The organism is Brevundimonas sp. LPMIX5 (assembly GCF_003576505.1).
GTDB classification, from domain to species: Bacteria; Pseudomonadota; Alphaproteobacteria; order Caulobacterales; family Caulobacteraceae; genus Brevundimonas; species Brevundimonas naejangsanensis.
On sequence record NZ_QWTZ01000004.1, the window covers coordinates 116,986 to 143,599 of the forward strand.

At 68.0% G+C, this 26,614-nt stretch carries 28 protein-coding genes; 21 read left to right on the top strand and 7 right to left on the bottom strand.

The annotated features are described in order from the left end of the window. Positions 1–5: 5 nt before the first annotated feature. From D1604_RS05610 to D1604_RS05660, 11 genes are all read left to right on the top strand, one after another. Positions 6–446, top strand: coding sequence for a VOC family protein (locus D1604_RS05610; RefSeq protein WP_003167480.1), 441 nt, complete (start codon positions 6–8; stop codon positions 444–446). After that, a complete protein-coding gene (locus D1604_RS05615; protein WP_024355134.1) occupies positions 443–1,060 on the top strand; it encodes a DUF6655 family protein in 618 nt (205 codons plus the stop codon). The genes D1604_RS05610 and D1604_RS05615 overlap by 4 nt, the downstream gene beginning before the upstream one ends. 139 nt (positions 1,061–1,199) lie before the next feature. Continuing rightward, positions 1,200–1,886, top strand: a complete 687-nt coding sequence (locus D1604_RS05620; RefSeq protein ID WP_119412567.1) for a nicotinate-nucleotide adenylyltransferase — start codon at positions 1,200–1,202, stop codon at positions 1,884–1,886. A 114-nt stretch (positions 1,887–2,000) separates the two neighbouring features. After that, the gene (gene rsfS / locus D1604_RS05625) at positions 2,001–2,435 is read left to right on the top strand and encodes a ribosome silencing factor (RefSeq protein WP_024355132.1); all 435 of its coding nucleotides are present in this window, start codon (positions 2,001–2,003) and stop codon (positions 2,433–2,435) included. Between the two features lie 26 nt (positions 2,436–2,461). Continuing rightward, positions 2,462–2,926, top strand: a complete 465-nt coding sequence (gene rlmH, locus D1604_RS05630) for a 23S rRNA (pseudouridine(1915)-N(3))-methyltransferase RlmH (protein WP_003167484.1) — start codon at positions 2,462–2,464, stop codon at positions 2,924–2,926. Next, the gene (locus D1604_RS05635) at positions 2,926–4,020 is read left to right on the top strand and encodes a murein hydrolase activator EnvC family protein (RefSeq protein WP_119412568.1); all 1,095 of its coding nucleotides are present in this window, start codon (positions 2,926–2,928) and stop codon (positions 4,018–4,020) included. The genes rlmH and D1604_RS05635 overlap by 1 nt, the downstream gene beginning before the upstream one ends. A gap of 135 nt (positions 4,021–4,155) precedes the next feature. Continuing rightward, positions 4,156–5,598 (top strand): S41 family peptidase, encoded by a 1,443-nt coding sequence (locus D1604_RS05640; protein WP_119412569.1) that lies wholly within the window; start codon positions 4,156–4,158, stop codon positions 5,596–5,598. Positions 5,599–5,719: 121 nt separating this feature from the next. Beyond that, positions 5,720–6,922, top strand: coding sequence for a divergent polysaccharide deacetylase family protein (locus D1604_RS05645; protein ID WP_119412570.1), 1,203 nt, complete (start codon positions 5,720–5,722; stop codon positions 6,920–6,922). 98 nt (positions 6,923–7,020) lie between these two features. Next, positions 7,021–7,980 (top strand): hypothetical protein, encoded by a 960-nt coding sequence (locus D1604_RS05650; protein WP_119412571.1) that lies wholly within the window; start codon positions 7,021–7,023, stop codon positions 7,978–7,980. Between the two features lie 51 nt (positions 7,981–8,031). Then, positions 8,032–8,229 carry a hypothetical protein gene (locus D1604_RS05655; RefSeq protein ID WP_119412572.1) on the top strand — a complete coding sequence of 66 codons (198 nt, stop codon included), beginning with the start codon at positions 8,032–8,034 and terminating at the stop codon, positions 8,227–8,229. Positions 8,230–8,306: 77 nt separating this feature from the next. Continuing rightward, positions 8,307–8,630 carry a hypothetical protein gene (locus D1604_RS05660; protein ID WP_233551914.1) on the top strand — a complete coding sequence of 108 codons (324 nt, stop codon included), beginning with the start codon at positions 8,307–8,309 and terminating at the stop codon, positions 8,628–8,630. On the opposite strand, the gene bioB is transcribed toward D1604_RS05660, so the two are convergent. Both bioB and D1604_RS05670 read right to left on the bottom strand, forming a co-directional pair. Further along, positions 8,627–9,643, bottom strand: coding sequence for a biotin synthase BioB (bioB, locus tag D1604_RS05665; RefSeq protein WP_119412574.1), 1,017 nt, complete (start codon positions 9,641–9,643; stop codon positions 8,627–8,629). The genes D1604_RS05660 and bioB overlap by 4 nt on opposite strands. Before the next feature lie 75 nt (positions 9,644–9,718). Next, positions 9,719–11,203, bottom strand: a complete 1,485-nt coding sequence (locus tag D1604_RS05670; RefSeq protein ID WP_119412575.1) for a globin-coupled sensor protein — start codon at positions 11,201–11,203, stop codon at positions 9,719–9,721. A gap of 253 nt (positions 11,204–11,456) precedes the next feature. Between D1604_RS05670 and ahcY the strand changes: the two genes are divergently transcribed. After that, the gene (ahcY, locus tag D1604_RS05675; RefSeq protein WP_119412576.1) at positions 11,457–12,848 is read left to right on the top strand and encodes an adenosylhomocysteinase; all 1,392 of its coding nucleotides are present in this window, start codon (positions 11,457–11,459) and stop codon (positions 12,846–12,848) included. Positions 12,849–12,908: 60 nt separating this feature from the next. Here ahcY and D1604_RS05680 read toward each other — a convergent pair whose 3' ends face one another. Together D1604_RS05680 and D1604_RS05685 are read right to left on the bottom strand one after the other, a co-directional pair. Further along, positions 12,909–14,033, bottom strand: coding sequence for a hypothetical protein (locus D1604_RS05680; protein WP_024355122.1), 1,125 nt, complete (start codon positions 14,031–14,033; stop codon positions 12,909–12,911). Between the two features lie 113 nt (positions 14,034–14,146). After that, on the bottom strand, positions 14,147–16,315 hold the full coding sequence (locus D1604_RS05685; RefSeq protein ID WP_119412577.1) for a TonB-dependent receptor domain-containing protein: 2,169 nt from the start codon (positions 16,313–16,315) through the stop codon (positions 14,147–14,149). A 142-nt stretch (positions 16,316–16,457) separates the two neighbouring features. Here D1604_RS05685 and D1604_RS05690 point away from each other — a divergent pair, with 142 nt between their 5' ends. Then, on the top strand, positions 16,458–16,661 hold the full coding sequence (locus D1604_RS05690) for a twin transmembrane helix small protein (RefSeq protein WP_119412578.1): 204 nt from the start codon (positions 16,458–16,460) through the stop codon (positions 16,659–16,661). A 34-nt stretch (positions 16,662–16,695) separates the two neighbouring features. Then, complete coding sequence (locus D1604_RS05695) at positions 16,696–17,268, top strand: cob(I)yrinic acid a,c-diamide adenosyltransferase (protein WP_024355119.1); 573 nt, start codon at positions 16,696–16,698, stop codon at positions 17,266–17,268. 31 nt (positions 17,269–17,299) lie between these two features. Here D1604_RS05695 and D1604_RS05700 read toward each other — a convergent pair whose 3' ends face one another. Beyond that, the gene (locus D1604_RS05700) at positions 17,300–17,641 is read right to left on the bottom strand and encodes a hypothetical protein (protein WP_119412579.1); all 342 of its coding nucleotides are present in this window, start codon (positions 17,639–17,641) and stop codon (positions 17,300–17,302) included. Between the two features lie 125 nt (positions 17,642–17,766). On the opposite strand from D1604_RS05700, the gene D1604_RS05705 reads away from it, so the two are divergent. The 5 genes from D1604_RS05705 to D1604_RS05725 all read left to right on the top strand — a co-directional run bounded on the left by D1604_RS05705 (position 17,767) and on the right by D1604_RS05725 (position 22,914). Continuing rightward, positions 17,767–18,531 (top strand): electron transfer flavoprotein subunit beta/FixA family protein, encoded by a 765-nt coding sequence (locus D1604_RS05705; RefSeq protein ID WP_119412580.1) that lies wholly within the window; start codon positions 17,767–17,769, stop codon positions 18,529–18,531. Next, the gene (locus D1604_RS05710) at positions 18,531–19,460 is read left to right on the top strand and encodes an electron transfer flavoprotein subunit alpha/FixB family protein (protein WP_119412581.1); all 930 of its coding nucleotides are present in this window, start codon (positions 18,531–18,533) and stop codon (positions 19,458–19,460) included. The genes D1604_RS05705 and D1604_RS05710 overlap by 1 nt, the downstream gene beginning before the upstream one ends. Positions 19,461–19,672: 212 nt before the next feature. Then, a complete protein-coding gene (locus tag D1604_RS05715; protein ID WP_024355116.1) occupies positions 19,673–19,954 on the top strand; it encodes a DUF167 domain-containing protein in 282 nt (93 codons plus the stop codon). 116 nt (positions 19,955–20,070) lie between these two features. After that, complete coding sequence (locus tag D1604_RS05720; protein WP_119412582.1) at positions 20,071–21,567, top strand: amidohydrolase; 1,497 nt, start codon at positions 20,071–20,073, stop codon at positions 21,565–21,567. 3 nt (positions 21,568–21,570) lie between these two features. Continuing rightward, positions 21,571–22,914, top strand: a complete 1,344-nt coding sequence (locus D1604_RS05725) for an amidohydrolase family protein (RefSeq protein ID WP_119412583.1) — start codon at positions 21,571–21,573, stop codon at positions 22,912–22,914. A gap of 114 nt (positions 22,915–23,028) precedes the next feature. Here the strand turns inward: D1604_RS05725 and D1604_RS05730 are convergent, their stop codons facing one another. Next, positions 23,029–23,820, bottom strand: a complete 792-nt coding sequence (locus D1604_RS05730) for an SDR family oxidoreductase (protein ID WP_119412584.1) — start codon at positions 23,818–23,820, stop codon at positions 23,029–23,031. Next, entirely contained in the window at positions 23,820–24,116 is a 297-nt protein-coding gene (locus D1604_RS05735; protein WP_024355112.1) for a 4a-hydroxytetrahydrobiopterin dehydratase, read from the bottom strand. Before D1604_RS05735 ends, D1604_RS05730 begins: the two co-directional genes overlap by 1 nt. Before the next feature lie 124 nt (positions 24,117–24,240). Between D1604_RS05735 and D1604_RS05740 the strand changes: the two genes are divergently transcribed. Both D1604_RS05740 and ubiB read left to right on the top strand, forming a co-directional pair. Continuing rightward, on the top strand, positions 24,241–25,026 hold the full coding sequence (locus tag D1604_RS05740; protein ID WP_024355111.1) for a class I SAM-dependent methyltransferase: 786 nt from the start codon (positions 24,241–24,243) through the stop codon (positions 25,024–25,026). After that, positions 25,014–26,597 (top strand): 2-polyprenylphenol 6-hydroxylase, encoded by a 1,584-nt coding sequence (ubiB, locus tag D1604_RS05745; RefSeq protein ID WP_119412585.1) that lies wholly within the window; start codon positions 25,014–25,016, stop codon positions 26,595–26,597. The genes D1604_RS05740 and ubiB overlap by 13 nt, the downstream gene beginning before the upstream one ends. The last annotated feature ends 17 nt before the right edge of the window (positions 26,598–26,614 follow it).

Here is a 26,614-nt window from a genome sequence, read left to right on the forward strand (position 1 = left end):
GCGCCATGCGTTATCTGCATACTATGGTCCGGGTGAAGGATCTGGACGCCTCGATGCGTTTCTACCGCGACCTGCTGGGTCTGGAAGAGACGCGCCGCGCCGATTATGAGGCCGGGCGCTTCACCCTGGTCTATCTGGCCGCGCCGGCGGACAAGGCCCGCGCCGAGGCCGAGAAATCGCCCGAGGTCGAACTGACCTACAACTGGGACGATCAGGATTACGATGGCGGCCGCAACTTCGGCCACCTGGCCTTTCAGGTCGACGACATCTACGCCGCCTGCCAGCGGCTGATGGACGGCGGCGTCGTCATCAACCGCCCGCCGCGCGACGGCCATATGGCCTTTGTCCGCTCGCCGGACGGCATTTCGATCGAACTGCTGCAGGCGGGCGAGCGTCTGGCTCCGGCCGAGCCCTGGGCCTCCATGCCGAACGTGGGCGCCTGGTGAGCGTTTCGGCGCGGCTGATCCTCGGGTTGGCGGTCTTGAGTCTGGGCGCCTGCGCCATGGTGACCGAGACCAATCCGGCGCGGACGGCCACCGACATGCTGCTGGTCAACCGCGCGGCCGACCGCGCGGTCGAGGGGCTGACCCTGCCGATCCCGCAGGGCGCGCGCGTCTTCGTCGACGAGACCTATTTCCAGGCCGAGAACGCCCGCTATGCGCTGAGCGCCATCCGCGCCGCCCTGTCGGAAGCGGGCTACGCCATCGTGCGCGAGCGCGGCGAAGCGGACGCCATCTTCGAGGTGCGCGCCGGCGCCCTGTCGCTGGACCAATTGCGCCGCGTGGTCGGGATTCCCGACATGCGGGTGCCGATCAATGAGAGCCTGAACGTCGTCTCCCTGCCGGAACTGTCGATCTATTCCAACCGCGATCGCATGGGCGTGGCCGAGTTTTCCGGTTTCCTCTACGACGCGCGCACGGGCATGCCGCTGGGCGCCGTCACCCCGATGATCGGCCAGTACAAGATCCGCAGCCACAAGGCCTTCATGATGCTGACCTGGGGCCAGCAACTGGCCCAGCCGGGCGAGCGCGATCCGGGATCGAGCTGGAAGGAATTCTAGGGCGAGACCAAATCGCCCTTGCGCCGCTCAGTCCGTTCGCGGAGCGAGACAGGCGCGTTCGGCCGTGTTAGGGCGCAGGTGAGCATAAGGCGTTCCGGCCGCGCTCATCTGTTCGCCGCCGCCGCAAGAGACGACGCCCTTGTCCTTCTTCCACGCCGGTCCTGCGCCGAAAGGCTCCGGTCTTCGCCGAGGCGCCCTGCGCGACGGGCTGGATCTGGCGCCGGGGATGAAGGTCGGTCTGTTCGGCGGATCGTTCAATCCGGCCCACGACGGCCACGCCCATGTGGCGGCCACGGCCATGCAACGACTGGGGCTGGACCGGGTGGTCTGGCTGGTCTCGCCGCAGAACCCGCTGAAGTCCGCCCATGAGACCGCCCCCCTGGCCGAGCGGATGGCCTCGGCGCAGGCGGCGGCCGCGACGGTCGGCCCGGCGATGATCGTGTCGGATTTCGAGACCAGAGCCGGCACGCGCTGGACCGTCGACACCCTGCGCGCCATCGTCGCGCGCCATCCGGGGGTGCAGTTCGTCTGGCTGATGGGGTCTGACAATCTGGCGGACTTCCATCGCTGGCGCGGTTGGACCGACATCATGCGGCTGATGCCCGTGGCGGTGATCGCCCGGCCCGGCAGTCTGCTGGACAGCCGCACGGCGCCGGCCGCGGTGCGTTTCGCCCGCTATCGCGTGCCGATGGCCCAGGCCGGGCTGCTGCCCTGTCTTGAGGCACCCGCCTGGACCTATCTGTCGGCTCCGCTGAATCATCGCTCCTCGACCGCGATCCGGGCTGCGCGAACCGCGCGGGGCGAAGAGTCGCCGCCAGCCGGGTGACCTTTCGCGCCGGGCGTGCTAGACTGGGCTTTTAGTAAATCGCCTTGGAGCCCTCCGCTGACCCCCTCGACCGCGCACGATGCGCAAGACGCCGTTTCGAACGCGGCGCACGAAATGGACCTGATGGATTCCGTCCATTCCGAAGACGGTCAGGCCGAGGACGGCCCCAGTAGCGGCGAGCGCCAGCCTCTGCCGGTCGGCGCGACCGAGCTGGAACAGGCCATTCTCGCCAAACTCGACGACGACAAGGCTCAGGACATCGTCCTGATCGACCTGCGCGGCAAGAGCCCCATGACCGACGCCATGATCGTCGCGTCGGGCCGTTCGCATCGCCATGTCGGCGCCATCGCCGATCACCTTCTGCGCCTGTTCAAGGAGCAGGGGCTGGGCAAGGTGAAGGTCGAGGGCCTGCCGCACTGCGACTGGGTGCTGCTGGATGCGGGCGACGTCATCGTCCACCTGTTCCGCCCCGAAGTGCGCACCTTCTACAACATCGAGAAGATCTGGGCGGTCGACAGCGCCCACCGCGGCGGCCCCGTCCGCGGCTGATCTTTTTCTGAAAACGGGCTGACCTCATGAAGCTGGCGATCGCGGCCATCGGCAAGCCGGGCCGCGGTCCCGAGGCGGCTCTGGCCGACGACTACGCCCGGCGCGCCACCCTGTCGGGGCGGGCGCTGGGTCTGGGCCCGCTCGAACTTATCGACCTTGAGCCGAAGAAGCCCGGCAAGGCGCCCGAGGCTGAACTGCTGCTGGCCGCCGCCGAGGGCGCGCATCTGATCGCCTGCGACGAGCGGGGGCGGACCTATTCCTCGCGCGCCTTCGCCGACCATGTGGCCGCCCTGCGCGATCAGGGCGAGCGGCGTCTGGTCTTCGTTATCGGCGGGGCAGACGGTCTGGACGAGAGCGTGCGCCGCGCCGCTCGTTCGACTCTCGCCTTCGGGCCGCAGACCTGGCCCCACGCCCTGGCCCGCGCCATGCTGGCCGAGCAGATCTATCGGGCCGTGACCATTCTGGCCGGTTCGCCCTATCATCGCGACTGATGCGACGCGGGGCCGTTCTTCTTCTGACCTCTTCCAGCCTGCTGCTGGCCCTGGCCGGGCCTGCGGCCAGCCAGCGCGCGGCTCCGTCGAACGCCGAGCTGACCCGGCTTCAGGCCGAGTATCGCGACGAGACCGCCCGCGCCCGCCGTCTGCGGGCCGAGGCGGCCGCCGCCGCCGAGGAGATCGTCGATCTGGATCGACAGTTGCGCGAACTGCGCCGGGCCGAGGCCGAGGACGATGTGCAGTTGGAGGCTCAGCGCGCCCGGCTGAAGGAACTGGCCGAGCGCGAGGCCGCCCTGGTCGCCGCCCTGTCGCGTGAACGCGCGGCTCAGGGTCGGCTGCTGTCCGCCCTGCAGATGATGAGCCGCAAGCCGCCGCCGCCTCTGCTGATCCCGGCCGATCAGGCCGTGGATACGGTGCGCGCCTCCATCCTGATCCGCGCCATCACGCCCGACTTGCAGAAACGCGCCGAGACCCTGGTGGAGCGTCAGGCCGAGATCGGCCGCATCCGTCGTCTCGCCGCCCTGTCCAGCGAGCGCCTGTTCACCGTCGAGAGCGCCCAGAACGACCGGCGCGCCGAAATCGAGGGTCTGACGGCGCGCAAAACCGCCCTGCGCTCGGTGCTGAGGGCCGAGGCCGCGCGGGCCGAGCGCGCGACCAAGGCGCTGGAAGCCCGTATCCGCGAACTGGGCGGGCAGACGCCGCAGGTGGCGGAGGCGCCCGAAGAGGCGCCCGCCGCCCGCCTGCCTGCAGGCCGTAGCCGCCTGACGCCCCCTATCGCGGGGACGCCCTCGCAACGCTTCGGCGGCCGCTCGGCCGGTTGGAGCTGGCGCTCCAGCCATGAAGCGGTCGGCGCCCCCGCGGCGGGCCGTGTCGCCTATGCCGGGCCGCTCAAGGAGTGGGGCGAGGTGGTGATCCTGGACCTGGGCCCCGGCTGGCGCGCCGTGATCGCGGGGCTTGACCGTCTGGAAGTCGAGACCGGCCAGCGCGTGGCCGACGGCCAGACCCTGGGCCGCACCGGCGAGGACGGCGAAGCCTATTTCGAACTGCGCCGCCAGGAACGGCCCATCGATCCGGCGCCGTGGCTGCAGTAGGATCAACCGCGCGAAATTCCTTTCAAATCGGCGCGGACGCTGATTGTATCGACGCAACTGTCGCGCGCGCCTTTGCGGCGCTCGCGCCGCCCTGGACGACCGGAGCCGAAAGCGGATCCGATGGAAAGAGACCGAATGCGTAAACTGCTTCTCGTGGGCGCCGCCGCCCTGGCGCTGGGCGGATCGGCCGCGGCCGTCGCCAGCCAGACTCCGCGCAACGAGACCTTCCGGATGCTGGAGCTGTTCGGCGACGTCCTGGGCATCGTCGAGCAGGCCTATGTCGTCCCTGTCGACAACAAGAAGCTGATCGAAGCCGCCCTGCAGGGGATGATGACGGCGCTCGACCCGCACTCCAACTACATGCCCGCCAAGGCGTTCGGCGATCTGCGCGAGCGCACATCGGGCGAGTATTCCGGCGTCGGCCTGACGATCACCTCCGAAGGCGGGCTGGTGAAGGTCATCTCGCCGATGGATGACAGCCCGGCTGGCCGCGCCGGGGTGCAGGCAGGCGACGTCATCAGCGCCGTCAATGGTCAGAACGCGGCTGGTCTCAGCGTCTCCGAGGTCTCGGACAAGCTGCGCGGCGCCACCGGCACCAGCGTCACCATAACCTTCCTGCGCGATGGCGAAGAGCCGCGCGAGGTCGTGCTGACGCGCGAAGTCATCAAGGTCGAATCCGTCACCGGCCGTCTGGAAGGCGATTTCGGCTATCTGCGCATCTCGACCTTCAACGAGAACACCGGCCGCGAACTGACCGAGACGATCGAGCGGCTGAAGCGCGAGAAGCCGGGCCTGAAGGGTTATGTGCTGGACCTGCGCAACAACGGCGGCGGCCTGTTGACGGCGGCCATCGACGTGTCGGACGCCTTCCTGGAGCGCGGCGAGATCGTCAGCCAGCGCGGCCGCAAGCCCGAGGACATCGAACGCTACGCCGCCAAGCCGGGCGACCTCACGGGCGGTCTGCCGGTCGTGGTGCTGATCAACTACGGATCGGCCTCGGCGTCGGAAATCGTGGCGGGCGCCCTGAAGGATCAGGAGCGGGCGACGGTGGTCGGCCTGACCAGCTTCGGCAAGGGATCGGTGCAGACGGTGATCCCGCTGCGCGGCGGGCGCGACGGCGCCCTGTCGATCACCACGGCGCGCTATTACACGCCCTCGGGGCGCTCGATCCAGAAGATCGGCATCGAGCCGGATCTGGAGGTGGCCCGTTCCGAGGCCGAGGCGCGCATCGTTTCGCGCTCCAGCTTCATCTATTCCGAGGCGGCCTATTCGACGGCGCTGGACTCCTCCATCGGGGCCGAACGCAAGGGGCCGCACACCCCGCGCGAGGCGCCGGGCGCCGACTACGCCAAGGACAAGGACTATCAGCTCGAGCGGGCGCTGGATGTGCTGCGCGCCGGCGGCGACCTGACCAAGCTGGCCGCCGCGCCCGAGGGGATCGTCATCACCGAACCGGGGCAGGAAAAAGTCGAGACGGCCGAGGCCGACACGCCCAAGGTCACGGTCGAGCCGAAAGACCCCCCGGCGCCGCAGCGCGCGCCGGAAATCACGCCGGGGAACGAGCCGAAGAGCGACTGAGGCGCGGCGCTCGAACGTGGTGAATGCGCCGTTAGGCTTTCTTAACCGGCGCAGGGCTTAACTGAGGCTGAGGGGCGCCGCGTCTGTGCGGCGCCTGCAAGCCTGAGCCGTCGCCCTGACCATGTTCGCCAAGCGCCAGTCCGCCCTCGCCGCCGCCGCAGGCGCGCCGCCGGAGCCCCGGTCGCGCGTCGCTATGGACCCGGTCTTCAACGCCTTGAAGAAGCCGCCGGTCGCGGCGGGCGCGGCGGGAGCCTTCGTCATCGGCGCCGCCGCCCTGTTCGTCGCCGTTCTGGGCGATCCGCGCGCCGGCGCACCGACGGCCAGCGCGGTGCTGGAGCGGCCCGCCGCCGCTGCCGCCCCAACCGGCGCCGAGGCCTTCGGCTTCAGCGGTCTGGACATCTATCAGGACCTTGGCCCCATCGACCCGGCCCTGATGGGCGAAGAGGGCGCGGGGATGATGGGCGAGGCCCTCATCACCCTGCCGGACGGCGCCAGCGTGGCCTCGGGGCAGGGCTTCAGCGCGCCGGTGCGCGCTCCGTCCAACCCCCTGCCCAAGGCGCCGATCGCGGGCCTGTTCCAGCCCGGCCCGAACGGTCCCCTGCCGCGCATCGCCGCCGATGGCCGCGTCCCGGCTCAGGCCTACGCCCGGCCTTTCCGCTCGAACGGTAAGCCGATGGTGGCCCTCGTCGTCGGCGGCCTCGGCCTCAACACCGCCACCACCCGCGCGGCGATCGAACGTCTGCCGGCCGAGGTGACGCTCTCCTTCGTGCCCTACGCCGAAGGTCTTCAGACCTGGATCGACATGGCTCGCGCCCACGGCCATGAGGTGATGATCGAACTGCCGATGGAGCCGACCGGCTATCCCGACAACGATCCCGGCCCCTACACCCTGCTGTCGAGCGGCGGGGCCGACGATGTGGCGGTCAAGCTGGACTGGCTGCTGGCGCGCGCCACCGGCTATTTCGGCGTAACCAACTATCTGGGCGACCGTTTCGCGACCTCGGACGAGGGCGTGACGGCCCTGATGACCCATCTGCGCCAGCGCGGTCTGGCCTTCTTCGACGACGGCTCCATGCGCCGTCGCCCCGGCGCCTTCGCCCGCGCCAGCGCCGACCGCGTCATCGACGAGGAACAGACCCCCGCCGCCATCCTGCGCCAGTTCAACGCCCTGGAGGCCGCGGCCAAGACCAATGGCGCTGCGCTGGGAACCGGCTTCTCCTACCCCGTCACCGTCGAGGCCGCCGCCCGCTGGACAGCGGGCCTCGAAGCGCGCGGCCTGCAACTGGCCCCCGCCTCGGCGATGACCCGGCGGCCGGGGCGTTAGGGCGGGGGGCTGCTTCTTCGACTAGGCTAACGGCGTGATGTCGACTAGGGTATCGACGTTCTTGTCAGCAGGAGGTCTGGGAAGTGAGCAGATTGCGTATGGGCGTCCTATGGGCCGCGCTGGCGTTATCGGGGCTAACCTCAACGGTCTGGGCGCAGGCGCAGCCTGACGTCACGGTCCTGCCGGAAGTTACTGTGCAGGGCCGGGCGACGCCTGAGGCTGTGCGTGATTTTGTCGGTCGGGTGGCGGCGCCGTCTCCGGGCCGACCGCTGGCGCAATGGCGCGGTCCGATATGCCCTGGGGTGGTCAATCTGGAGCGCGAGGCCGCCCAGGCGATCATCGATCGCATAAGCCAGACTGCGGCCGAGTTGGGACTTCGGACCGGGAATCCAGGATGCGAGAGCAACCTTGTCGTCGTTTTCGCCGAAGACGGCCGGGCGACGGCTCAGGGTCTGAACCAAGCGAATCCCAAACTCTTCCGTCAAAATGTGACAGGCTGGGATCGTGGGCGGGCAGCGTTCCACGCCTTCCTCTCGGATGAACGACCTGTGCGCTGGTGGTCGCTGAGCATCCCAACCGATCCAGACACGGGGCAGCGCGGCGTCAGGGTGCCGGGGGACCGGTCAGGGGTACAGATCGATCCTCAACTGGCTTCCGTAATCGGGTGCAAGCCGCATGACTGTGCGATAGGAGCCGCTCCGATTATTCAGAGGCGAGAGGGCGCCGCCCGCCTGAACACGGCTTTGGTGGAGACGCTGTTCAAGGTGATCGTCATCATCGACATGGATCAGATCGGGTCCGTCAACACGACGCAGCTGGCCGACTACGTCTCGATGATCAGCCTGGCGCAGATCGACGCCGGCGCTGACACCATGGGGTTTGATACGGTTTTGAACCTGTTTTCGGGGAGCGATCCGGCAGGATTGACGGAATGGGACCGTTCTTATCTGTCGGCGCTTTATGGCTCGCGCGCGCAGCGGGCTTCAGTCTCAGCTCAGACGGAGGCTGTCGCCGCTGTGATGACGCGAGGCGAAATGATTGCGCGACGCGAGCCCTAAAGACGGTGCAAAATCTCAGCCCTGAACGCGCTGCCGTGCTACAGGTCGGGCATGAGCACTGATGACGATCACGCCCCCGCCGCCGGGCCTGCGGACGCTGTTCCCGGCGAAACGCCCGTTCAGAGGGCTTTGCGGCTCAAGAAGGCGGCGCTCGATGCACGGCCCAAGCCGCCGCGCGGCGGACGTTTCCAGCGCGAGCAGGCCGCGCGTATCAAGAGCGGTGCGGCGCGGCCCTGGATGAGCAAATAAGGCGCGCAGCTGGTTCCTGTGTTGATCGCGGATAGGTGTCGTGATCGTCTGCCGATATGACGGCGTTCGCATTGATCATGGCTGCAGCTTTCGTCGCCGTGTTGGCGGCCATGTCCCGACAGGCTGCAAGAGGACTGCCGCGTTCGGCGCGCCTGCCGATGCAGTGGGGCTTTGACGGGCGGCCGACGTGGCGCGCGCCGCGTGACCTGGCTCTCGCCTTTACGCCGACCCTGGCGGCGATCACTCTGTTTCCCACGGCCCTGTTGCCGCTGCTGGGCAAAGCGGGGCGGGGTCTTGGCCTTTACTTCGGCGTTCTGAGCCTTATGGGCGTGGCCTGGGTGGCGGCGCACGCCCTGCACCTGTGGCTGGTGGCGCGCTGGCGCCGCGCCGAGGGCGTTTAGGCCCGCGCCTCGACCCTCAGCGGCATGGGCTTCAGGTCCAGCAGGGCGAACAGTCTGGCGTCGTCGTCCTCTTCCGGGTTCGGCGTGGTCAGCAGCTTGCCGCCGACGAAGATGGAGTTGGCGCCGGCCAGGAAGCACAGGGCTTGCATCTCCGGCGTCATGCCCTCGCGACCGGCCGACAGGCGCACCATCGACCGTGGGCAGACCAGACGGGCGACGGCGACGGTGCGGACGAACTCGATCGGGTCGATCTCGCCTTCCTTCAGCACGCGCTCGCCCAGAGGCGTGCCGCCGACGGGGACCAGGGCGTTGACCGGCAGGCTGTCGGGGTGGACGGGCAGGGTGGCCAGGGCGTGCAGCAGGCCCGCGCGGTCGCGGCGCTTCTCGCCCATGCCGACGATGCCGCCACAGCAGGTCGACATCCCGGCGTCGCGGACGTGTTGAAGCGTCTCCAGCCGGTCCTGATAGGAGCGGGTCGTCACCACCTCGGCGTAATACTCAGGCCCGGTGTCGAGGTTGTGGTTGTAGTAGTCGAGGCCCGCGTCCTTCAGCTGTTTCGCCTGATCGGCGTTCAGCATCCCCAGGGTGGCGCAGGTCTCCAGACCGAGCGCCTTCACGCCTGAGATCATGGCCGCCAGCTTGGGCGTGTCGCGGTCCTTCAACTCGCGCCAGGCAGCGCCCATGCAGAAGCGGCTGGCCCCGCCCGCCTTGGCCGCCATGGCCTCGGCGATGACGGCGGTCGGTTCCATCAGCTTCTCGGCCTTCAGCCCGGTCTTGAAGCTGGCCGATTGCGAGCAGTAGCCGCAGTTCTCGGCGCAGCCGCCGGTCTTGACCGACAGCAGCTGCGACTTCTGCACCTCGTTCGGGTCGAAGGTGCGGCGGTGCACGGTCGCAGCCTCGAACACCAGCTCCATGAAGGGGCGGGCGAACAGGGCCTCGACCTCCTCCAGCGTCCAATCGTGGCGGGGGATCGAGAGATCGCGGGCGGGTCGGATCGAAGCGTCGTCAGCCATGAGGCGACGGCTTAAACGACTTGCGGCCGATCCGCCAAGCCTGTCTTGGCCGCACGACGTTGCGCGAAGCGACCGTCAGGCGACCAGGCGCGGACCGGCCATGCTTGCGACCGAACGGTCCAGTCGGAAGCGGCCGACCTGCTGGTTCAGGCTGACGGCTTCATTGGCCAGTTGACGGGCGGCGGCTGTCGCTTCCTCGGTCATGGCGGCGTTCTGCTGGGTGATGTCGTCCATTTCGCCCATGGCGCGGCGGACGCGGGCCAGGCCCTCTGCCTGTTCCTGAGCCGAACCGGCGATGCCGCCCGCCAGGCCGTCGACGGCCGTGACTTTGGCGCCGATGCGCTCAAGCGCCGCGCCGGTGCGCTCGACCAGATCGACCCCTCGCGCCACCTGGGCCGAGGAGGTTGCGATCAGGGTGCGGATCTCGCCCGAGGCTTCGGACGAGCGCTGGGCCAGGGCGCGCACTTCCTGGGCCACGACGGCGAAGCCGCGCCCGGCGTCGCCCGCGCGGGCGGCCTCGACCCCGGCGTTGAGCGCCAGCAGATTGGTCTGGAAGGCGATCTCGTCGATCAGGCTGGTGAAGCGAGCGATCTCGGCAGAGGATTCAGCGATGGCGTGGATGGCGGAAACCGCGTCGCCGACCACCTGGGTCGTGTGTTCGACATCGGTGCGGGCGGCGGCGAGGGCCTCGGCGGTCTGGCGGGCCCCGTCGGCGGTGGAGGCCACTTCGCGGGCGATGGCGTCGGCTTCGTTGACGGTGCGCTCCAGATTGGCGGCCTGACGCTCGGTGCGGCTGGCCAGGTCCTCGGAGGCGACGGCCAGCTGGCTGGAGCCGGCGCTCAGGCTCTCGACGCTGTCGGCCACGGCGCGCACGGCGGTGCGCAGGGCGCGGGTCGCGGCATGGAAGTCGTTCTGCAGCGAGCGGTATTCCTCGGGGAAGACGTCCGGCAGCGTCACCGACAGGTCGTTGTCGGCCAGGCTGTGCAGGGCGGCGCCAAGCGCACGCACCACTTCGGCCTGTCGCGCTTCGGCGGCGTCGTGTTCGGCCTGGACGCGGTCGCGCTCTTCCTGCAGGGCGTCGAGGTAGATGGAGATGGCCAGATCCATGTCCAGCATGACTCGCTGGTTCAGTTCGGCCACGGCCTCGGCGGTGATGCGGTCATGTTCGCGGCGATTGGCGAACAGTTTTCTGGGCCGCTCGACGATGGCGCGGGTCAGGTGGGCCAGGATCACGCTGTAGCCGCCGATATACCAGCGCGGCTCCAGACCGATGCGGGCGTGAACCCGGCCGATGGTGCGCACCGAGGCGGCGTAGTTCTCGTCGGCCCGGCCGTCGATGATGGCGTCCCAGTGGCGCTGCTGGGCGTTGCTGGCGGCGCTGATGTGCCCTTCGTCGCGGAAGAAGCGGCGCATCTCAGGTTCGGCGCGCACCTTGTCGTAGAAGGCGGCCAGGGCCACAGGCGCGTTCTTGCGCAGCACGCCCGAAACGGCGCTGTAACCGGCGGACGGCCGACCCAGGCCCATGAAGTTCATGCGGCGGTCGATCTCGTGGGAAGCCATGACGCAATACTCACTGCAACGGCAGGGCGGAGGGAGGGCCCTTAATACCCCTTGTCATCAAGAGGGTATTGGCCGGGTTAAGCCGCGGATGCGTAGATTCCCTTAATGAGCAGGCTCAAATCGCTGTGGGAGGCCGAGGCGTCAGCGCCTTGGCGTGGTTCATATAAAGACATCCTTATGTCTTGATTGCTCCACCCGCCGCGTCGCGCTATAGCGGCGACAATCTCCGACAGTGGCCGAAAGACATTTCAGCATGACCGACTACATCGTCCGCGACATCTCCCTGGCCGACTTCGGCAACAAGGAAATCGCTATCGCCGAAACCGAGATGCCGGGCCTAATGGCGCTGCGCGACGAATACGGCGCGTCCCAGCCTCTGAAGGGCGCCCGCATCGCCGGCTCCCTGCACATGACCATCCAGACGGCCGTGCTGATCCAGACGCTGGAAGCCCTGGGCGCCGAAGTGCGCTGGGCCTCGTGCAACATCTTCTCGACCCAGGACCACGCCGCCGCCGCCATCGCCGCGTCGGGCACGCCGGTCTTCGCCTTCAAGGGCGAGAATCTGGTCGAGTATTGGGAATACGCCCACAAGATCTTCGAATGGGCCGATGGCGGCTACCCGAACCTGATCCTCGACGACGGGGGCGACGCCACCCTGCTGTGCGTGCTGGGGCCGAAGGCCGAGAAGGACGCCTCCGTCCTCGACAACCCCCAGAACGAGGAAGAGGAAGCCCTCTTCTCAGTCATGAAGCGCTATCTGAAGGAAAAGCCGGGCTTCTACTCGGCCATCCGCGACGCCATCGGCGGCGTGTCGGAAGAGACGACCACGGGCGTTCACCGCCTGTATCAGATGGCGGAAAAGGGCGAACTGCCGTTCCCCGCCATCAACGTCAACGACAGCGTCACCAAGTCCAAGTTCGACAACCTGTACGGCTGCCGTGAATCGCTGGTCGACGCCATCCGTCGCGGCACCGACGTCATGCTGTCGGGCAAGGTCGCCGTGGTCTGCGGCTACGGCGACGTGGGCAAGGGCTCGGCGGCCAGCCTGCGCAACGGCGGCGCCCGTGTGATCGTCACCGAGATCGACCCGATCTGCGCCCTGCAGGCGGCGATGGAAGGCTATGAGGTCCAGACGCTCGAAGACGTCGCCGACAAGGCCGACATCTTCGTTACCACCACGGGCAACAAGGACGTCATCCGCGTCGAGCACATGCGCGCCATGCGCAACAACGCCATCGTCTGCAACATCGGCCACTTCGACTCTGAGATTCAGGTCGCGGGCCTGAAGAACTTCAAGTGGGACAAGATCAAGGATCAGGTCCACCACGTCGAGTTCCCAGACGGCAAGAAGATCATACTGCTGTCGGAAGGCCGCCTCGTGAACCTGGGCAACGCCACGGGACACCCGTCCTTCGTGATGAGCGCCTCCTTCACCAACCAGACGCTGGCCCAGATCGAGCTGTGGACCAACGCCAAGGCCTACGACAACAAGGTCTACACCCTGCCCAAGCACCTGGACGAAAAGGTCGCCTTCCTGCACCTGGCCAAGCTGGGCGCCAAGCTGACGACGCTGAACCAGGAACAGGCCGACTATATCAACGTGCCGGTCGAAGGCCCGTTCAAGCCGGAACACTACCGCTACTAAGGACCGGCTTCAGGCCTGAAAACAGAACCCCGCGCTGTCGACGGCGCGGGGTTTTCTTTGTCACGCGGCGATATCGCGCGGATCGAACTCGTCCGGTCCACGCCCCATCAAGCCGGTCTCGAAGTCCATGAAGATGTCGATCAGTTCGTCCACCCCGACCGGCGGCGCCTTGGGGTTGAAGCGGAAGCGCCAGAAGCTGACGATGTGCTGCACTGCGCCCAACTGGTCGCCCAGCCGGGTGAACATGGCGGGCGCCTCCAGCAGGAAGTCCCTGAACGCCACCGGATTGCCCTCGCGCGTCAGGGCCGCATAGGCGTCGTCGTAATAGCGCAGCGTCCGGCTGACCTCGTCGCAGGTCTTCATGATCCGCGCGCGCAGGACGCCGCGTCCGCGCTGAATATATTCGGCGGCGGCCCGGTCGCTGGGGCCGACGGCCTGCACCGTCACCACCTCGTCGGCGACGTTGACGATATCGGCCATCAGGCTGCTGAGCGCCCATTTGTAATAGAGGAAGCCCTTCCAGCAGAAGACGCCCTCCTGATACTGCTCGGGCTCCAGCTTCAGCGTCAGGCGCAGGGCCTCCAGTCGGTCGCCGGGCGCGTTGGACAGGATTTTCGCCGCCATCCGCGCGGTGGAGCCGGCGGCGACCACGCCGTCGCCGACGCTGAGGGTGACCAGGGGCTCGATCTCGCTCTGGACGAACTCCAGCATCCGCTCCAGGTCGGCCTCGCTGAGGGCGAAATAACAGGCCGCCGCATCCACACTGCCCCGCCGAAGCTGCTCGCGCAGCAGGAAGGGGTCCAGCGACGGCAGCCGGTCCATCAGCCGCAGGGTCTTCAGGTCCGGATGATCGGCGTCGACGCCGAACGCTTCATGCATGGCGCGTTCAAAGCCGATCTGATTGACGAAGATGAATCGGCCGCCGGTCTTCAGGTCGGTGCTGTCGATCGGCACCACGATCTTGGTCGCCACCTGGCGACGGCCCGGAAAGGCGTCGGTCTCATTGCGGCGCAGACGGTGCTTGATGATCAGGGCGCGGTTCAGCGCCGGCGTGCGGAACATCGGCCGCTCGGCCCAGTCCTCGGTGTCGCCGTGTTCGTCATAGACCTTGAGCAGGTTCAGCACACGCGCCGTCGAGGCGGTGCGGCGCAGGTGTTCAAGATTGCGGATGGCGCGGTCGGTCATGGCGACATTGTGCCCGCCAAAGGTGACCAACGGCTTAGTTTGGAGCGCGAAAAAAACGGGCCGCTTCCAGCAGGAGGCGGCCCGGTCAGTCGGGGAGGAAACTGAAAAGGGGATCAGAAGGTCGTCGTCACCGACACCCACAGACGACGCGGCTCCTGGTTGTTGGCGTATTCCGGCGTATAGGCGACCGGCGTGCCGTAGGGCAGCAGGCTGACGAAGTCCTTGTCGAATAGATTGTAGATCGTTGCATTGACTGTCAGCCGGTCGTTGACCTCATACGATCCGCCCAGGTGGAACAGTTCGTAGGCGGCGTAGTCGCCCCAAGCGTCCTGGGCCGGGCCGGCGCCGCGATAGCGTTCCGAGCGGTATTCGCCGCGCACCCACAGGTTCAGCCGGTCGGTGGCGTTCCAGCGGACATTGGCGTTCAGCATGTGCTCGGGCGTGTCGGTCAGGGGCAGACCGGCCGAGGCGCCCGACTTCTGTTCGCTTTCGGTATAGGTGTAGTTGGCCTGAAGGGTCCAGTCGGGGGCAGCGCGCCAGCGAGCCGACAGTTCGACGCCCTGGGTCTCGGCCTCATCGATGTTCACTGACTGGCCGAAGCCCGCGACGGTGGCGATATAGGGGGTGAAGAAGCCGACGTCATAGCAGCCCGTGGTCGGATAGCTGCCCGCGTCATACTGGGCCTGATCCAGGCCGAACAAGCAGTTGGCGACCTGGGGACCCGAGGCGATCTTGTCGTCAAAGGCATTGTGGAAAAGCGTCATGCTGGCGCGGAAATTGTCGCGGTTGTCGTAGAAGACCGCCAACTCGGTCGAGGTCGAGGTCTCGGGCTTCAAGCCGGGCGAACCCAGCAGCGGCAGGCGGCCCTGGGCGCCGAAGCCGTTGATGCCTTCGGCCAGTTGTTCCAGGCGCGGAGTCTTGAAGCCCTGGCTGACCCCACCCTTCAGGGTCCAGTTGGCCGTGGCGTTCCACACGACATAGGCGCGCGGGCTGAAGTGCGAACCGAAGGTCGAGTGGTCGTCATGGCGGGCGCCCAGCGTCAGCGCCAGGGTGTCGGTAAAGCGCCATTCGTCCTCGGCGAAGATCGCCCACTGGGTGTGCTCGAACCGGGTGGGGGCGACGCCGTCGACCATCTCGGCTTCCCAGTACTGGCCGCCGACGGTGAAGCTGTGGTTGCGCCATTGCGAGAACAGCTTGGTGTCGAAGATGCGGTTCTCGCTCTCCAGGGTGCGCGGGCCGCCGGCGCCGGCGACGCCGTTGGGAATGATCCGCCCGACCGTCTCGGTCGTGCCCACCGAATAGTTGGACTCCAGCACCCCGAACGGCAGGCGCCAGTTGTGGGCGATGACGAATTGGTCGCGGTTGAACTCCAGGAATTTGTCGTAGCCGCCGGCGGTGGTGGCCGTGCCCATCTGGCCGTTGGTATTGTCGTACCACTGGTTGGCGGTGTCATAGTCGAACCACAGGTCGTGATCCGGGTGCAGGTTCAGCGACAGGCGCGCGCCCAGCGACCAGATTTCATTGGCGGTCGAACTGCGTCCGAAGCCGCTGACCGGCGTCTCCACACCGTTGACATTCTCATAGGTCAGGCTGGATTGTTCGCGCTCGGAATAGGCGCCGCGCAAGGCCAGGCCGACCCGGTCGGCGACCAGAGGTCCACTGGCGTAGAAGTCGCCGCCCCAGATGGCGCCGAAGTCGTCGTCTCCCTGAAGGGTGTAGTGGCCGGTGACCGCGCCCAGCCAGCGATCGCCGACCTTGCGGGTGATGATGTTGACCACCCCGCCCATGGCGTCGGAGCCATAGAGGGTCGAGACCGGCCCGCGCACTACTTCGACGCGCTCGATGGCGGCCACGGGCGGCATGAAGCTGGACGAAGTCTCGCCGAAGCCGTTGGGCGTGACGCTGCCGGCCGTGTTCTGGCGGCGGCCGTCGATCAGGATCAGGGTGTAGTCCGAGCCCATGCCGCGAATGTTGATGGTCTGGCCGCCGGTCTTGCCCACGGCGGCGCCCGTGTCGACGCCTTCCACATTGGCCAGGATTTCGGCGATGGAGACGGCGCGGATCTCTTCGATTTCGGCGCGCGGGATGACGCTGATCGAAGCCGGAGCCTGTTCGATGCGTTGCTCGAAGCCAGAGGCGGTGACGACCACGTCGGCCACCTGATGGCTCTGCTCCAGGGCGGCCGCAGCTTCGTCAGCCAGGGCGGGCGCCGCTGCCCCGACGGTCATCAGGGCGGTGGCCGCCAGCAGGGACGAGCGGCGGGACGAGCGGAAGGAGGACATTGGAGCGGAGCCTTAAGAAATGAGAACGCTTCTCAACAGCGTTCGAACTTTCTTGGCAATGGGGGTGTGCGAATAGGTCGCATTTGCGCCGTGCTTCCGACACGACTGGCGCGCAAATGCGCTCGGGCCTAAAGAGGCGGTCATGGACATCATCGACATCCTGATCCTGATCGCCGTGGCCGCTGTCGCGATCACCCTGGGCCTGGGCCTGTACAACATGCAGCGCGGGGGCGAGGGCGCAGGCGCTCGGTCCAACAAGCTGATGCGGTGGCGGGTGGCTCTGCAGGCGGTGGCGGTGCTGCTGTTGATGATCGGGATGTGGCTGAAGCGCACGCACGCGGGTTGAGGCCGGCGCCGACGAAAAACAGGGAGGGCGCGCCATGGTGACGCTGAACAAGATCTACACCCGCACCGGCGACGCCGGTCAGACGCGGCTGGCCTCGGGCGCGCCGGTGTCCAAGACTGATCTGCGGGTCGAGGCCTATGGGACGGTGGACGAGCTGAACGCCGTCATCGGCGTGGCGCGTCTGAACAGCGGCCAGAACGACCGCATCGACGCCATGCTAGGCCGCATCCAGAACGAGCTGTTCGACCTCGGCGCCGATCTGGCCACCCCGCTGGACCCGGCCCCGAAATGGGAGGCGCTGCGCATCATCGCCTCACAGGTCGAGCGGCTGGAGAAGGAAATCGACTGGATGAACGAAAGCCTGAAGCCGCTGGACAGCTTCATCCTGTCAGGCGGCTCGCCGTTGTCGGCGCATCTGCATCTGGCGCGCACCGTGTGCCGTCGGGCCGAGCGTGACGCGGTGCGGCTGGTGGAAAGCGGCGAGACGGTGAATCCGGACGCGGTCCGCTATCTGAACCGCCTGTCGGACCATCTGTTCGTCGCCGCCCGCCGCGCCAACGCCAATGGCGCGGGCGACGTGCTGTGGCGCCCCGGCGCGACGCGCTGAAGGCTGAGCGCCGACTGAAGAGCAGGGGGCCTTAGCGGCCCTGAAGCGCCTTGACCCGCTCGCGCTCGGCTTCGGTGGCGGCGGCGCGGGCGCGTTTGTCGGCGGCGATCTGGTCTTCCAGCTTGACCAGGTCGCGGTTGGCCTCGGCCGAGGCCTCGGCGCGCGTCATGCCTTCGGGCCGTTTGGTGATGTCGGGAATGTAGACGGGCTGGGCGCAGATGCGCGTCTCCATGTCGTACCAATAGCCCTTGGCCGTACAGCGATCGCCCGGCTCGACCCAGAAACGCTGCAGGACGAACAGCCCCGCCAGCGTCACCGCGAACAGGCTGAAGAAGATAAAGCTGAGGCGACGGATCGTCAGGAAGCGTTTCATGCCGGTCTCAATAGATCAAAAATGCGTCCGCGACACGACCGCACTTCACGTAGCGTTACGTTGACAGGTCGGCCTCGTCGGTCCAATCCCTCGGCCGATATTTCGGTGACCAAGCGGATAGTCTCATGAAGGTACTCGTCCCGGTGAAACGGGTGATCGACTCCAACGTCAAGGCTCGCGTGAAAGCGGACCAGACCGGCGTCGACCTCGCCAACGTCAAAATGAGCATGAACCCCTTCGACGAAATCGCCGTCGAAGAGGCCGTGCGTCTGAAGGAAGGCAAGGAACACCATGCCGCGGGCACGGCGACGGAAATCGTCGTCGTCTCCATCGGCGTGACCCAAGCTCAGGAAACCATCCGCACCGCCCTGGCCATGGGCGCCGATCGCGGCGTCCTGGTGCAGTCGGACACGGACCTGGAGCCGCTGGCCGTCGCCAAGGTGCTGAAGGCGGTCGTGGACGAGGAGAAGCCGGATCTGGTCCTGCTGGGCAAGCAGTCGATCGATGGCGATAACAACGCCGTGGGCCAGATGCTGGCCGCCCTGCTGGACTGGCCGCAGGCCACCTTCGCCGGCAAGCTGGCGATCGACGGCGGCAAGGCTGTGGTCACGCGTGAAGTCGACGGCGGCCTGCAGACCGTCTCGGCGGAACTTCCCGCCGTGGTCTCGGTCGATCTGCGCCTGAACACGCCGCGCTATGCGTCGCTGCCGAACATCATGAAGGCCAAGAAGAAGGAGATCGCCATGAAGGCGGTCGCCGACTACGGCGTCGACACGGCCGACCGCCTTAAGGTGCTGAAGGTGACGGAGCCGCCGAAGCGTTCGGCGGGCGTCAAGGTCGCCGATGCGGCCGAACTGGTTTCCAAGCTCAAAGACGCAGGGGTTCTGTAATGGCCGTTCTCGTCATCGCCGACCACGACGGCTCGGCCGTTCGCGACACCACCAACAAGACCGTGACGGCCGCCCTGGCGCTGTCGTCCGACGTGGACGTTCTGGTGCTGGGCAAGGACGCCAAGGCCGTGGCTGGTGCCGCCGCCAAGATTTCGGGCGTGCGCAAGGTCCTGCTGGCCGAGGGCGACGCCGTTGCTCACGGTCTGGCCGAGGCCGTCGAGGCCACCGTCCTGCCGCTGGCCGGAAACTACGACGCCATCCTGACCCCGGCCAACACCGACGGTAAGAACTTCGCTCCGCGCATCGCGGCCAAGCTGGATACGGCGCCGATTTCGGACATCGTCGAGGTCGTCTCGGCCGATACCTTCGTGCGCCCGATCTATGCGGGCAATGCGCTGGAAACGGTCCAGTCGGCCGACGCCAAGAAGGTCATCACCGTGCGCCCGACGGCCTTCGCCGCCGCCGCTGAAGGCGGTTCGGCCCCGGTCGAGAGCGTCGCTGCGGGCGAAGCGCCCAAGACCGCCTTCGTCTCGGAAGAAATGGTCAAGTCGGACCGCCCCGAACTGGGCGCCGCCAAGATCGTCGTCTCGGGCGGCCGCGCCCTGGGCTCGGCCGAAGAGTTCGCCGCCATCATGGACCCACTGGCCGACAAGCTGGGCGCCGCTGTCGGCGCCTCGCGCGCGGCGGTCGACGCGGGCTATGCCCCTAACGACTATCAGGTCGGGCAGACCGGCAAGGTCGTGGCGCCGGGCCTGTACATCGCCATCGGCATCTCGGGCGCTATCCAGCACCTGGCCGGTATGAAGGATTCCAAGGTGATCGTCGCCATCAACAAGGACGCCGACGCCCCGATCTTCCAGGTCGCCGACTACGGCTGGGTCGCCGACTACAAGACCGCCGTGCCGGAACTGATGGCCGCTCTGGGCTAAGGGCGAGCGTCACGCTGAGTTGGAAGCGCGCCGGGCGAGAGATCGTCCGGCGCGTTTTCTTATCCGCCTTCTATATCCGCTCATCCCGGCGGACGCCGGGACCCAGTAAGAGCTACGCGCTCCACGAAGCCAAAGCACTGGATCCCGGCGTCCGCCGGGATGAGCGGGAAGGTTAGCTTGGCGCTCTCGCGTGAATGGGCCAAACACGCTGCATGACCGCCCGCCTCGCCATCAAACTGACTCCGCGCGCCTCGGCCGACCGCATCGACGGCTGGGACGTCGACCCGGACGGCCGTCCGGTGCTGAAGGTCCGCGTTCGCGCCCAGCCGGTGGAGGGCGAGGCCAACGCCGCCCTGACCGCCTTCCTGGCCAAGGCGCTGGGCGTGCCCAAGCGCGACGTGACCCTGGCGCGCGGCGGCCAGTCGCGGCTGAAGATGATCGAGGTCGACGGCCTGACCGACGCGGAGGTCCGCGCGCGCTTGCCTGCCGATTGAGCGCCGCGCTGACTTTGCCGCGAGCAACCGCTTTTAGAGCTTTACCCTGACGGAAACAGGCGATTGTATACGCGCCATTGTTTGCCCGCCGTTCGCGGGCGCGAGGGGGCTCGCCCATGTTGTTCAGTCGCCTGCGGGGGCCAAGCCTCGCTGTCCTCACCTGCGCGCTCGGCGCGCTCAGCCTGTCGGCCTGCGCCACGACCGGCGAGGCGTCGCCCAAGACGCAGACCGCTTCGACGTCGTCGGCCTCCAAGGATCGCACGATGGCGCCGGGTCTGGACGGCTGGGCCAATCAGGACCCCTATCCCTCGACCTATCGCGGCCTGCCGCGCCAGGACATGGCCATCGTCGGCGCCACGGTGCTGACCGGCGCGGGCCAGAAGATCGAGGGCGGCGTCGTCGTCGTCACCGACGGCCGCATCGCCGCTGTCGGCGGGGCGGACACCCCGGTTCCGGCGGGGCACCAGGTGGTTGACGCGCGCGGCCGCTTCGTCACGCCGGGCATCATCGACATTCACAGCCACCTGGGCGTCTATCCCTCGCCCGGCGTGCAGGGGATGAGCGACGGCAACGAGGCCACCAACCCCAACACCGCCCAGGTCTGGTCCGAGCACTCGATCTGGCCTCAGGATCCGGGCTTCAACACCGCCCGCGCGGGTGGCGTGACGACTGTGCAGATCTTGCCCGGATCGGCCAATCTGTTCGGCGGTCGCGGCGTGACTCTGCGCAACGTCCCCTCGGTTACCATGCAGGGGATGAAGTTCCCCAACGCCCCCTACGGCCTGAAGATGGCCTGCGGCGAGAACCCTTCGCGCGTCTACGGCGGCCGCAATCAGTCGCCCGCCACCGGCATGGGCAATGTCGCCGGCTATCGCGCCGGCTTTATCGCCGCGCGCGACTACAAGGCCAAGTGGGACAAGTGGCGTGAGGACGGTCAGGGCACGCCCCCGACCCGCAACCTGCAGCTTGAGACCCTGGCGGGCGTGCTGGACGGCTCGATCCTGGTCCAGAACCACTGCTATCGCGCCGACGAAATGGCCGTGATGCTCGATGTGGCCAAGGAGTTCGGCTACAAGGTCACCACCTTCCACCACGCGGTCGAGGCCTACAAGATCGCGCCGATGCTGGCGCGTGAAGGCGTCTGCGCCGCCATGTGGACCGGCTGGTGGGGCTTCAAGATGGAGGCCCTGGACGGCATCGAGGAGAACGCCGCCCTGACCGACGCGCCCGAGGGCTCGTGCGCCGTCATCCACTCGGACGACGCCGAACTGATCCAGCGCCTGAACCAGGAAGCCGCCGCCGCCCTGTCGGCCGGTCGGCGCGCCGGGATGAACATCTCCGAAGAGCACGCCATCGGCTGGATCACGCTGAATGCGGCCAAGTCCATCGGCATCGACAAGGAAACCGGCTCGCTGGAGAGCGGCAAGCGCGCCGACGTGGTGATCTGGAGCGCCGATCCCTTCTCGATCTACGCCCGCGCCGATCAGGTCTTCATCGACGGCGGCTTGGCCTTCGATCGCCAGAACCCCGCCTTCCAGCCCGTGTCCGATTTCGAACTGGGCCAGCCCGGCTTCGGCCTGTCCGCCGCCGGCGTCGCCCAGGGAGCCCGCTGAACCATGCGTATCAAAACTCTGCTTGCGGGCGCAGTCGCAGCCTTCGCACTGACCGGCCCCGCTCTGGCCCAGGACGTGGCCATCACCGGCGGTCAGGTGCTGACCGGGACCTCGGTCATCGAGAACGGCACCGTCGTCATCCGTAACGGCAAGGTCGTTTCAGTCGGAACCGGCGCGGCCCCGGCCGGTCTGCGGGTCATCGACGCGCGCGGCAAGGTGGTGACGCCGGGCTTCGTCGCCGTGGATTCCGGTCTCGGCGGCACCGAGGTCGGTTCGGTGCGCGGTTCCAACGACCTGGCCAACCGCGCCAACACCCTGACGGCGGCCTTCGACCTGTCCTATGGGCTGGATCCGTGGTCCTTCACCCTGCCGGTCGCGCGTCTGGGCGGCGTCACGCGCGCCGTCGTCACGCCGCAGCACGGCGGCTCGGGCGGCGGCCACAGCCATGACGATTCCGACTTTGCCGGGGCGGGCGCGGGCGGCTTCCAGACGCCGGGCCTGTTCGCGGGGCAGGCGGCGGTCATCAAGCTGGGCGGCGCCGACATCCTGGTGAAGCCGCGCGTGGCCATGGTCGCGCCTTTCGGCGAGGCCGGCAAGGCGGTGGCGGGCGGCGCGCGCGGCGCCGAGTTCGTCCTGTTCAAGGAGACCCTGGCCGAGGTGCGGACATACGCCCGTAACAAGGCGGCCTATGAGCGGGCCGACATGCGCGCCCTGTCGCTGTCGCGCGCCGATATGGAGGCCCTGATCCCGGTGGCCGAGGGGCGTATGCCGCTGATCGTCACCGTCAACCGCGCCTCGGACATCCAGCAGGTGCTGCGTCTGGCGCGCGAGGAAGGGATCAAGATCATCATGGACGGCGCCGCCGAAGGCTGGCTGGTCGCCGACGAGATCGCGGCGGCGAACGTGCCGGTCCTGCTGCACCCGATCACCAACCTGCCCGCCAACTTCGAGATGCGGGCGGCGCGGATGCAGAACGCGGCGGCGCTGAACGCGGCCGGTGTCGTCATCGCCATCAAGGGCAACGAAGGCTCGGCCCACCGCGCCCGCGACATCCGCTACAATGCGGGCAACGCCGTCTCGCACGGCCTGCCCTTCGCGGCGGCCATCCAGGCGATCACGGTCAACCCGGCCCGCATCTTCGGCTTTGACGGCCAGTTCGGCGAGCTGAAGGCCGGGGCGGCGGGCGACGTCGTGGTCTGGTCCGGCGATCCGCTGGAGCCGCTGAGCCAGCCGTCAGCCGTGCTGATCGACGGGGTGGAGCAGCCGCTGCAGGCCCGCAACCTGTTGCTGCGTGACCGCTACCGCACTGGCGGCGAGGGCGCCATGCCGCCCGCCTACGGCAACTAGGGTTTCAAGGCCTGAAGACGGAAGGGCGCTGCGGGAGACCGCGGCGCCCTTTTTCATTGCTCCCGACTTCCGCTCATCCCGGCGTCCGCCGGGACGAGCGGGTAGGCCCGAGCGCTACTGCGCTGTCAGTCCGCCGTCGATCTTGAACTCGGCGCCGGTTACGAACTTCGATTCATCTGACGCGAGATACAGCACGCAGTACGCCACATCGTCCGGCTCGCCGATCCGTTTCAGCGGAATGCCGCGCGCCAGCTTTTCGTGCGCGCTCGCCTCGTTCCCGCCGGCCATGACGACGAAGGGATCGAGGATCGGCGTCTTGATGAAGACCGGGTGCACCGAGTTGGCGCGCACGTTCCAGCCCGCCTTGGCCGCCTCCAGCGCTACCGTCTTGGTGTAGAGCCAGACCGCCGCCTTGGTGGCGTTGTAGGCGCCCATGCCCGGCGCCGCCGCCAGTCCCGCGATGGATGAGATGTTGACGATGGACCCCGCGCCCGACGCCCTGAGCGGCGCCATGGCGTGCTTGCAGCCCAGCATGACGGATTCCAGATTGATCGCCTGAACCCGGCGCCAGTTCTCCAGCGTGTCCTGCTCGGCCCACAAAAGCTGGCCGCCGATCCCGGCGTTGTTCACCAGGATGCTGAGCCCGCCCATGTCCTCGACCGCCGCGCCGACGACGCGGACCCAGTCGTCCTCGCGCGTGACGTCGTGCTCATAGGCGAAGGCCATGCCGGGATGTTCGGCGTTGATCGCCTCGGCCAGGGCGCGGACGCCGCTCAGGTCCAGATCGCTGAGCGCGACCTTGGCGCCCTCGCGGACCAGCATCCGCGCCATCGCCTGGCCCAGCCCGCCGGCGGCGCCGGTGATCAGGGCCGCCTTGCCTGCGACGCGTCCGTGACGGGGGGCCATTACTCGACCAGCCCCTTGACCGCTTCGTCGATGAAGCGGGCCATCGCCACGTCGCGCTCCGTCACCCCGTCCGCGTCATGGGTGGTCAGCAGCACCTCGACGCGGTTGTAGACGTTCGACCACTCTGGATGGTGATCGACCTTGTCGGCCAGCAGGGCGACGCGGGTCATGAAGCCGAAGGCGGCGTTGAAATCGGCGAAACGCAGGGTCCGCGCGATGGCCGGGCGCGGATCGTCGGCGCGGCGCCAGTCGGGCAGGCCCGCCAGAACTTCGGTCACGTCGAGGGCGGCGGTCATGGGCGTCTCCTTATGCTTTCGTCAGGCGTATCGCGGCCCCCGAGGCGCGACAAGCCGCCAGCCTGCGTCAGATGCGACGCTTCCCCAGATGACGGCGAGGGCGGGAGGCGTTACACCCGCATCCATGACCCAGGCCGATCCCTCCTCCGACGCTTCCGGCAAGACCTCCTCCTTCGGCTTCCGCGACGTGGACGCCAAGGAAAAGGTGCAGATGGTGCGCGGCGTGTTCAACTCCGTCGCCTCCAACTACGACCTGATGAACGACCTGATGAGCGCGGGCGTCCACCGCATCTGGAAGGACGCCACGGCGGCCAAGCTGAACGTCCGGCCGGGCGAGGTGGTGCTGGACATGGCTGGGGGCACCGGCGACATGGCTCGCCGCTATTCGAAGATGGCCCGCGCGGCGCAGGAACGGCGCGGCGGCGAGGACGCCACCGTCATCGTCATGGACTACAATGCCGAGATGATCCTGAACGGCGTGGCCAAGGGCGGCGAGCCCGAGATGGCCTGGGGCGTCGGCGACGCCATGCACCTGCCGCTGCCCGACGCCTCGATAGACGCCTATTCGATCAGCTTCGGCATCCGCAACGTGGCCGACATTCCGCAGGCCCTGCGCGAAGCGCGTCGCGCCCTGAAGCCGGGCGGCCGCTTCATTTGTCTGGAGTTCTCGCGGCCCACGACCGGCGCGTTGAGGAAGGCCTATGACGCCTGGTCCTTCCACGCCATTCCACGCATCGGCCAGTTGGTCGCCAAGGATCGTGATTCCTATCAGTATCTGGTCGAGAGCATCCGTCGCTTCCCCGATCAGCAGACCTTCAAGCGGATGATCGAGGAGGCGGGCTTCAGCCGCGTCAGCGTCACCAATCTGTCGGGCGGGATCGCCGCCATCCACCACGGGTGGGCGATCTGAGCCGGCTGACCTTCAACGCCCCGCCGCCGACGCCTCAGGCCCAGCCGGTCCGCCATCCGGTGGGCGCGGCCTTCCGCATGGTCCGCTGGGGCTGGGTGCTGGCGCGCCACGACGCCCTGATCCCGCGCGAGGCCAACCCCCTGCTGCCCGCCTGGGGGCGTCCGTTCGCCCGCCTGATCCAGATGTTCGCCAGCCGCAGACATCGCGCCGGGCGGCCCGGCCAGCGCGTCGGCGAAGCCTTCGAGCACCTCGGTCCCGTCGCCATCAAGCTGGGGCAGGTGCTGGCCACCCGCGCCGACATCTTCGGCCTGCAGCTCGCCCAGGATCTGGGGCGTCTGAAGGACAAGCTGCCGCCCTTCCCGCTGGAAGAGGCCAGGCGCGAGATCGAGCGGTCGCTGGGCCGTCCCGCCGAGAGCCTGTTCATTGATCTGAGCGAACCGATGGGCGCCGCGTCGCTGGCTCAGGCGCACCCGGCCTGGCTGGCCGATGGGCGCAAGGTGGCGGTCAAGGTGCTGCGTCCCGGCGTCGAACGCCGCGTGGCCCAGGGGCTGGACGCCATGCGTCTGGGCGCCAAGCTGGTCGACCGCTTCGTCGAGCCCGCGCGTCGGCTGGAGCCGCGCGCCTTTGTCGAGATCATCGCCCAGTCCTTGCAGTTGGAACTGGACATGAGGCTGGAGGCGGCGGCGGCCTCCGAACTGGCCGAGGTCATGGCCAAGGACGGCTATATGTCCGCGCCCGCCGTGGTCTGGGACGGGGTGGGCAAGCGGGTGCTGACCCTGGAATGGGCGCAGGGCCTGCCGATGACGGACCCGGCGCTGGTCGAACTGCCGGACCTCGACAAGGATGCGCTGGCCGACAAGGTGGTGCGCGCCTTTCTGGTGCAGGCGCTGGACCACGGCGTATTCCACGCCGACCTGCACGAGGGCAATCTGTTTGCCGACGCGCCCGCGCAACTGACGGCCATCGACTTCGGCATCGTCGGGCGGCTGGGCCCGGCCGAGCGCCGCTATCTGGCCGAGATCCTGTGGGGCTTCATCAGCCGCGACTACGACCGTATCAGCCGCGTTCACTTCGAGGCCGGCTATGTGCCGCCGCACCATTCGGTCGATACCTTTGCGCAGGCCCTGCGCGCGGTGGGCGAGCCGGTGATCGGCCGTCAGGCCAGCCAGGTGTCGATGGGGCGTCTGCTGGGCCAGCTGTTCGAGATCACCGCCCTGTTCGACATGCATATGCGGCCCGAGCTGGTGCTGTTGCAGAAGACCATGGTCTCGGTCGAGGGGGTGGCGCGCCGCCTCAACCCTGATCACGACCTGTGGGACGCGGCCAAGCCGGTGGTCGAGCGCTGGATTCGCCGCGAACTGGGGCCCGCGAACCAGGCCAAGGAGGCGATGGAGGAAGCCGTCGCCACGCTGAAAGCCCTGTCGCGTCTGGTGCAGAACCCGCCGCCGTCTCAGACGTTGGTGATCGAGAAGGCCGGAACGCGGCCCTGGGTGGTCGCCGCCGTCACCGTCGCTGTCTGTGCGTCGGTCGCCGCCTTGGTGCTGACGCTTTGGCCGATGATCGTCGCCTGACGTTTCTTCGGAGCCTG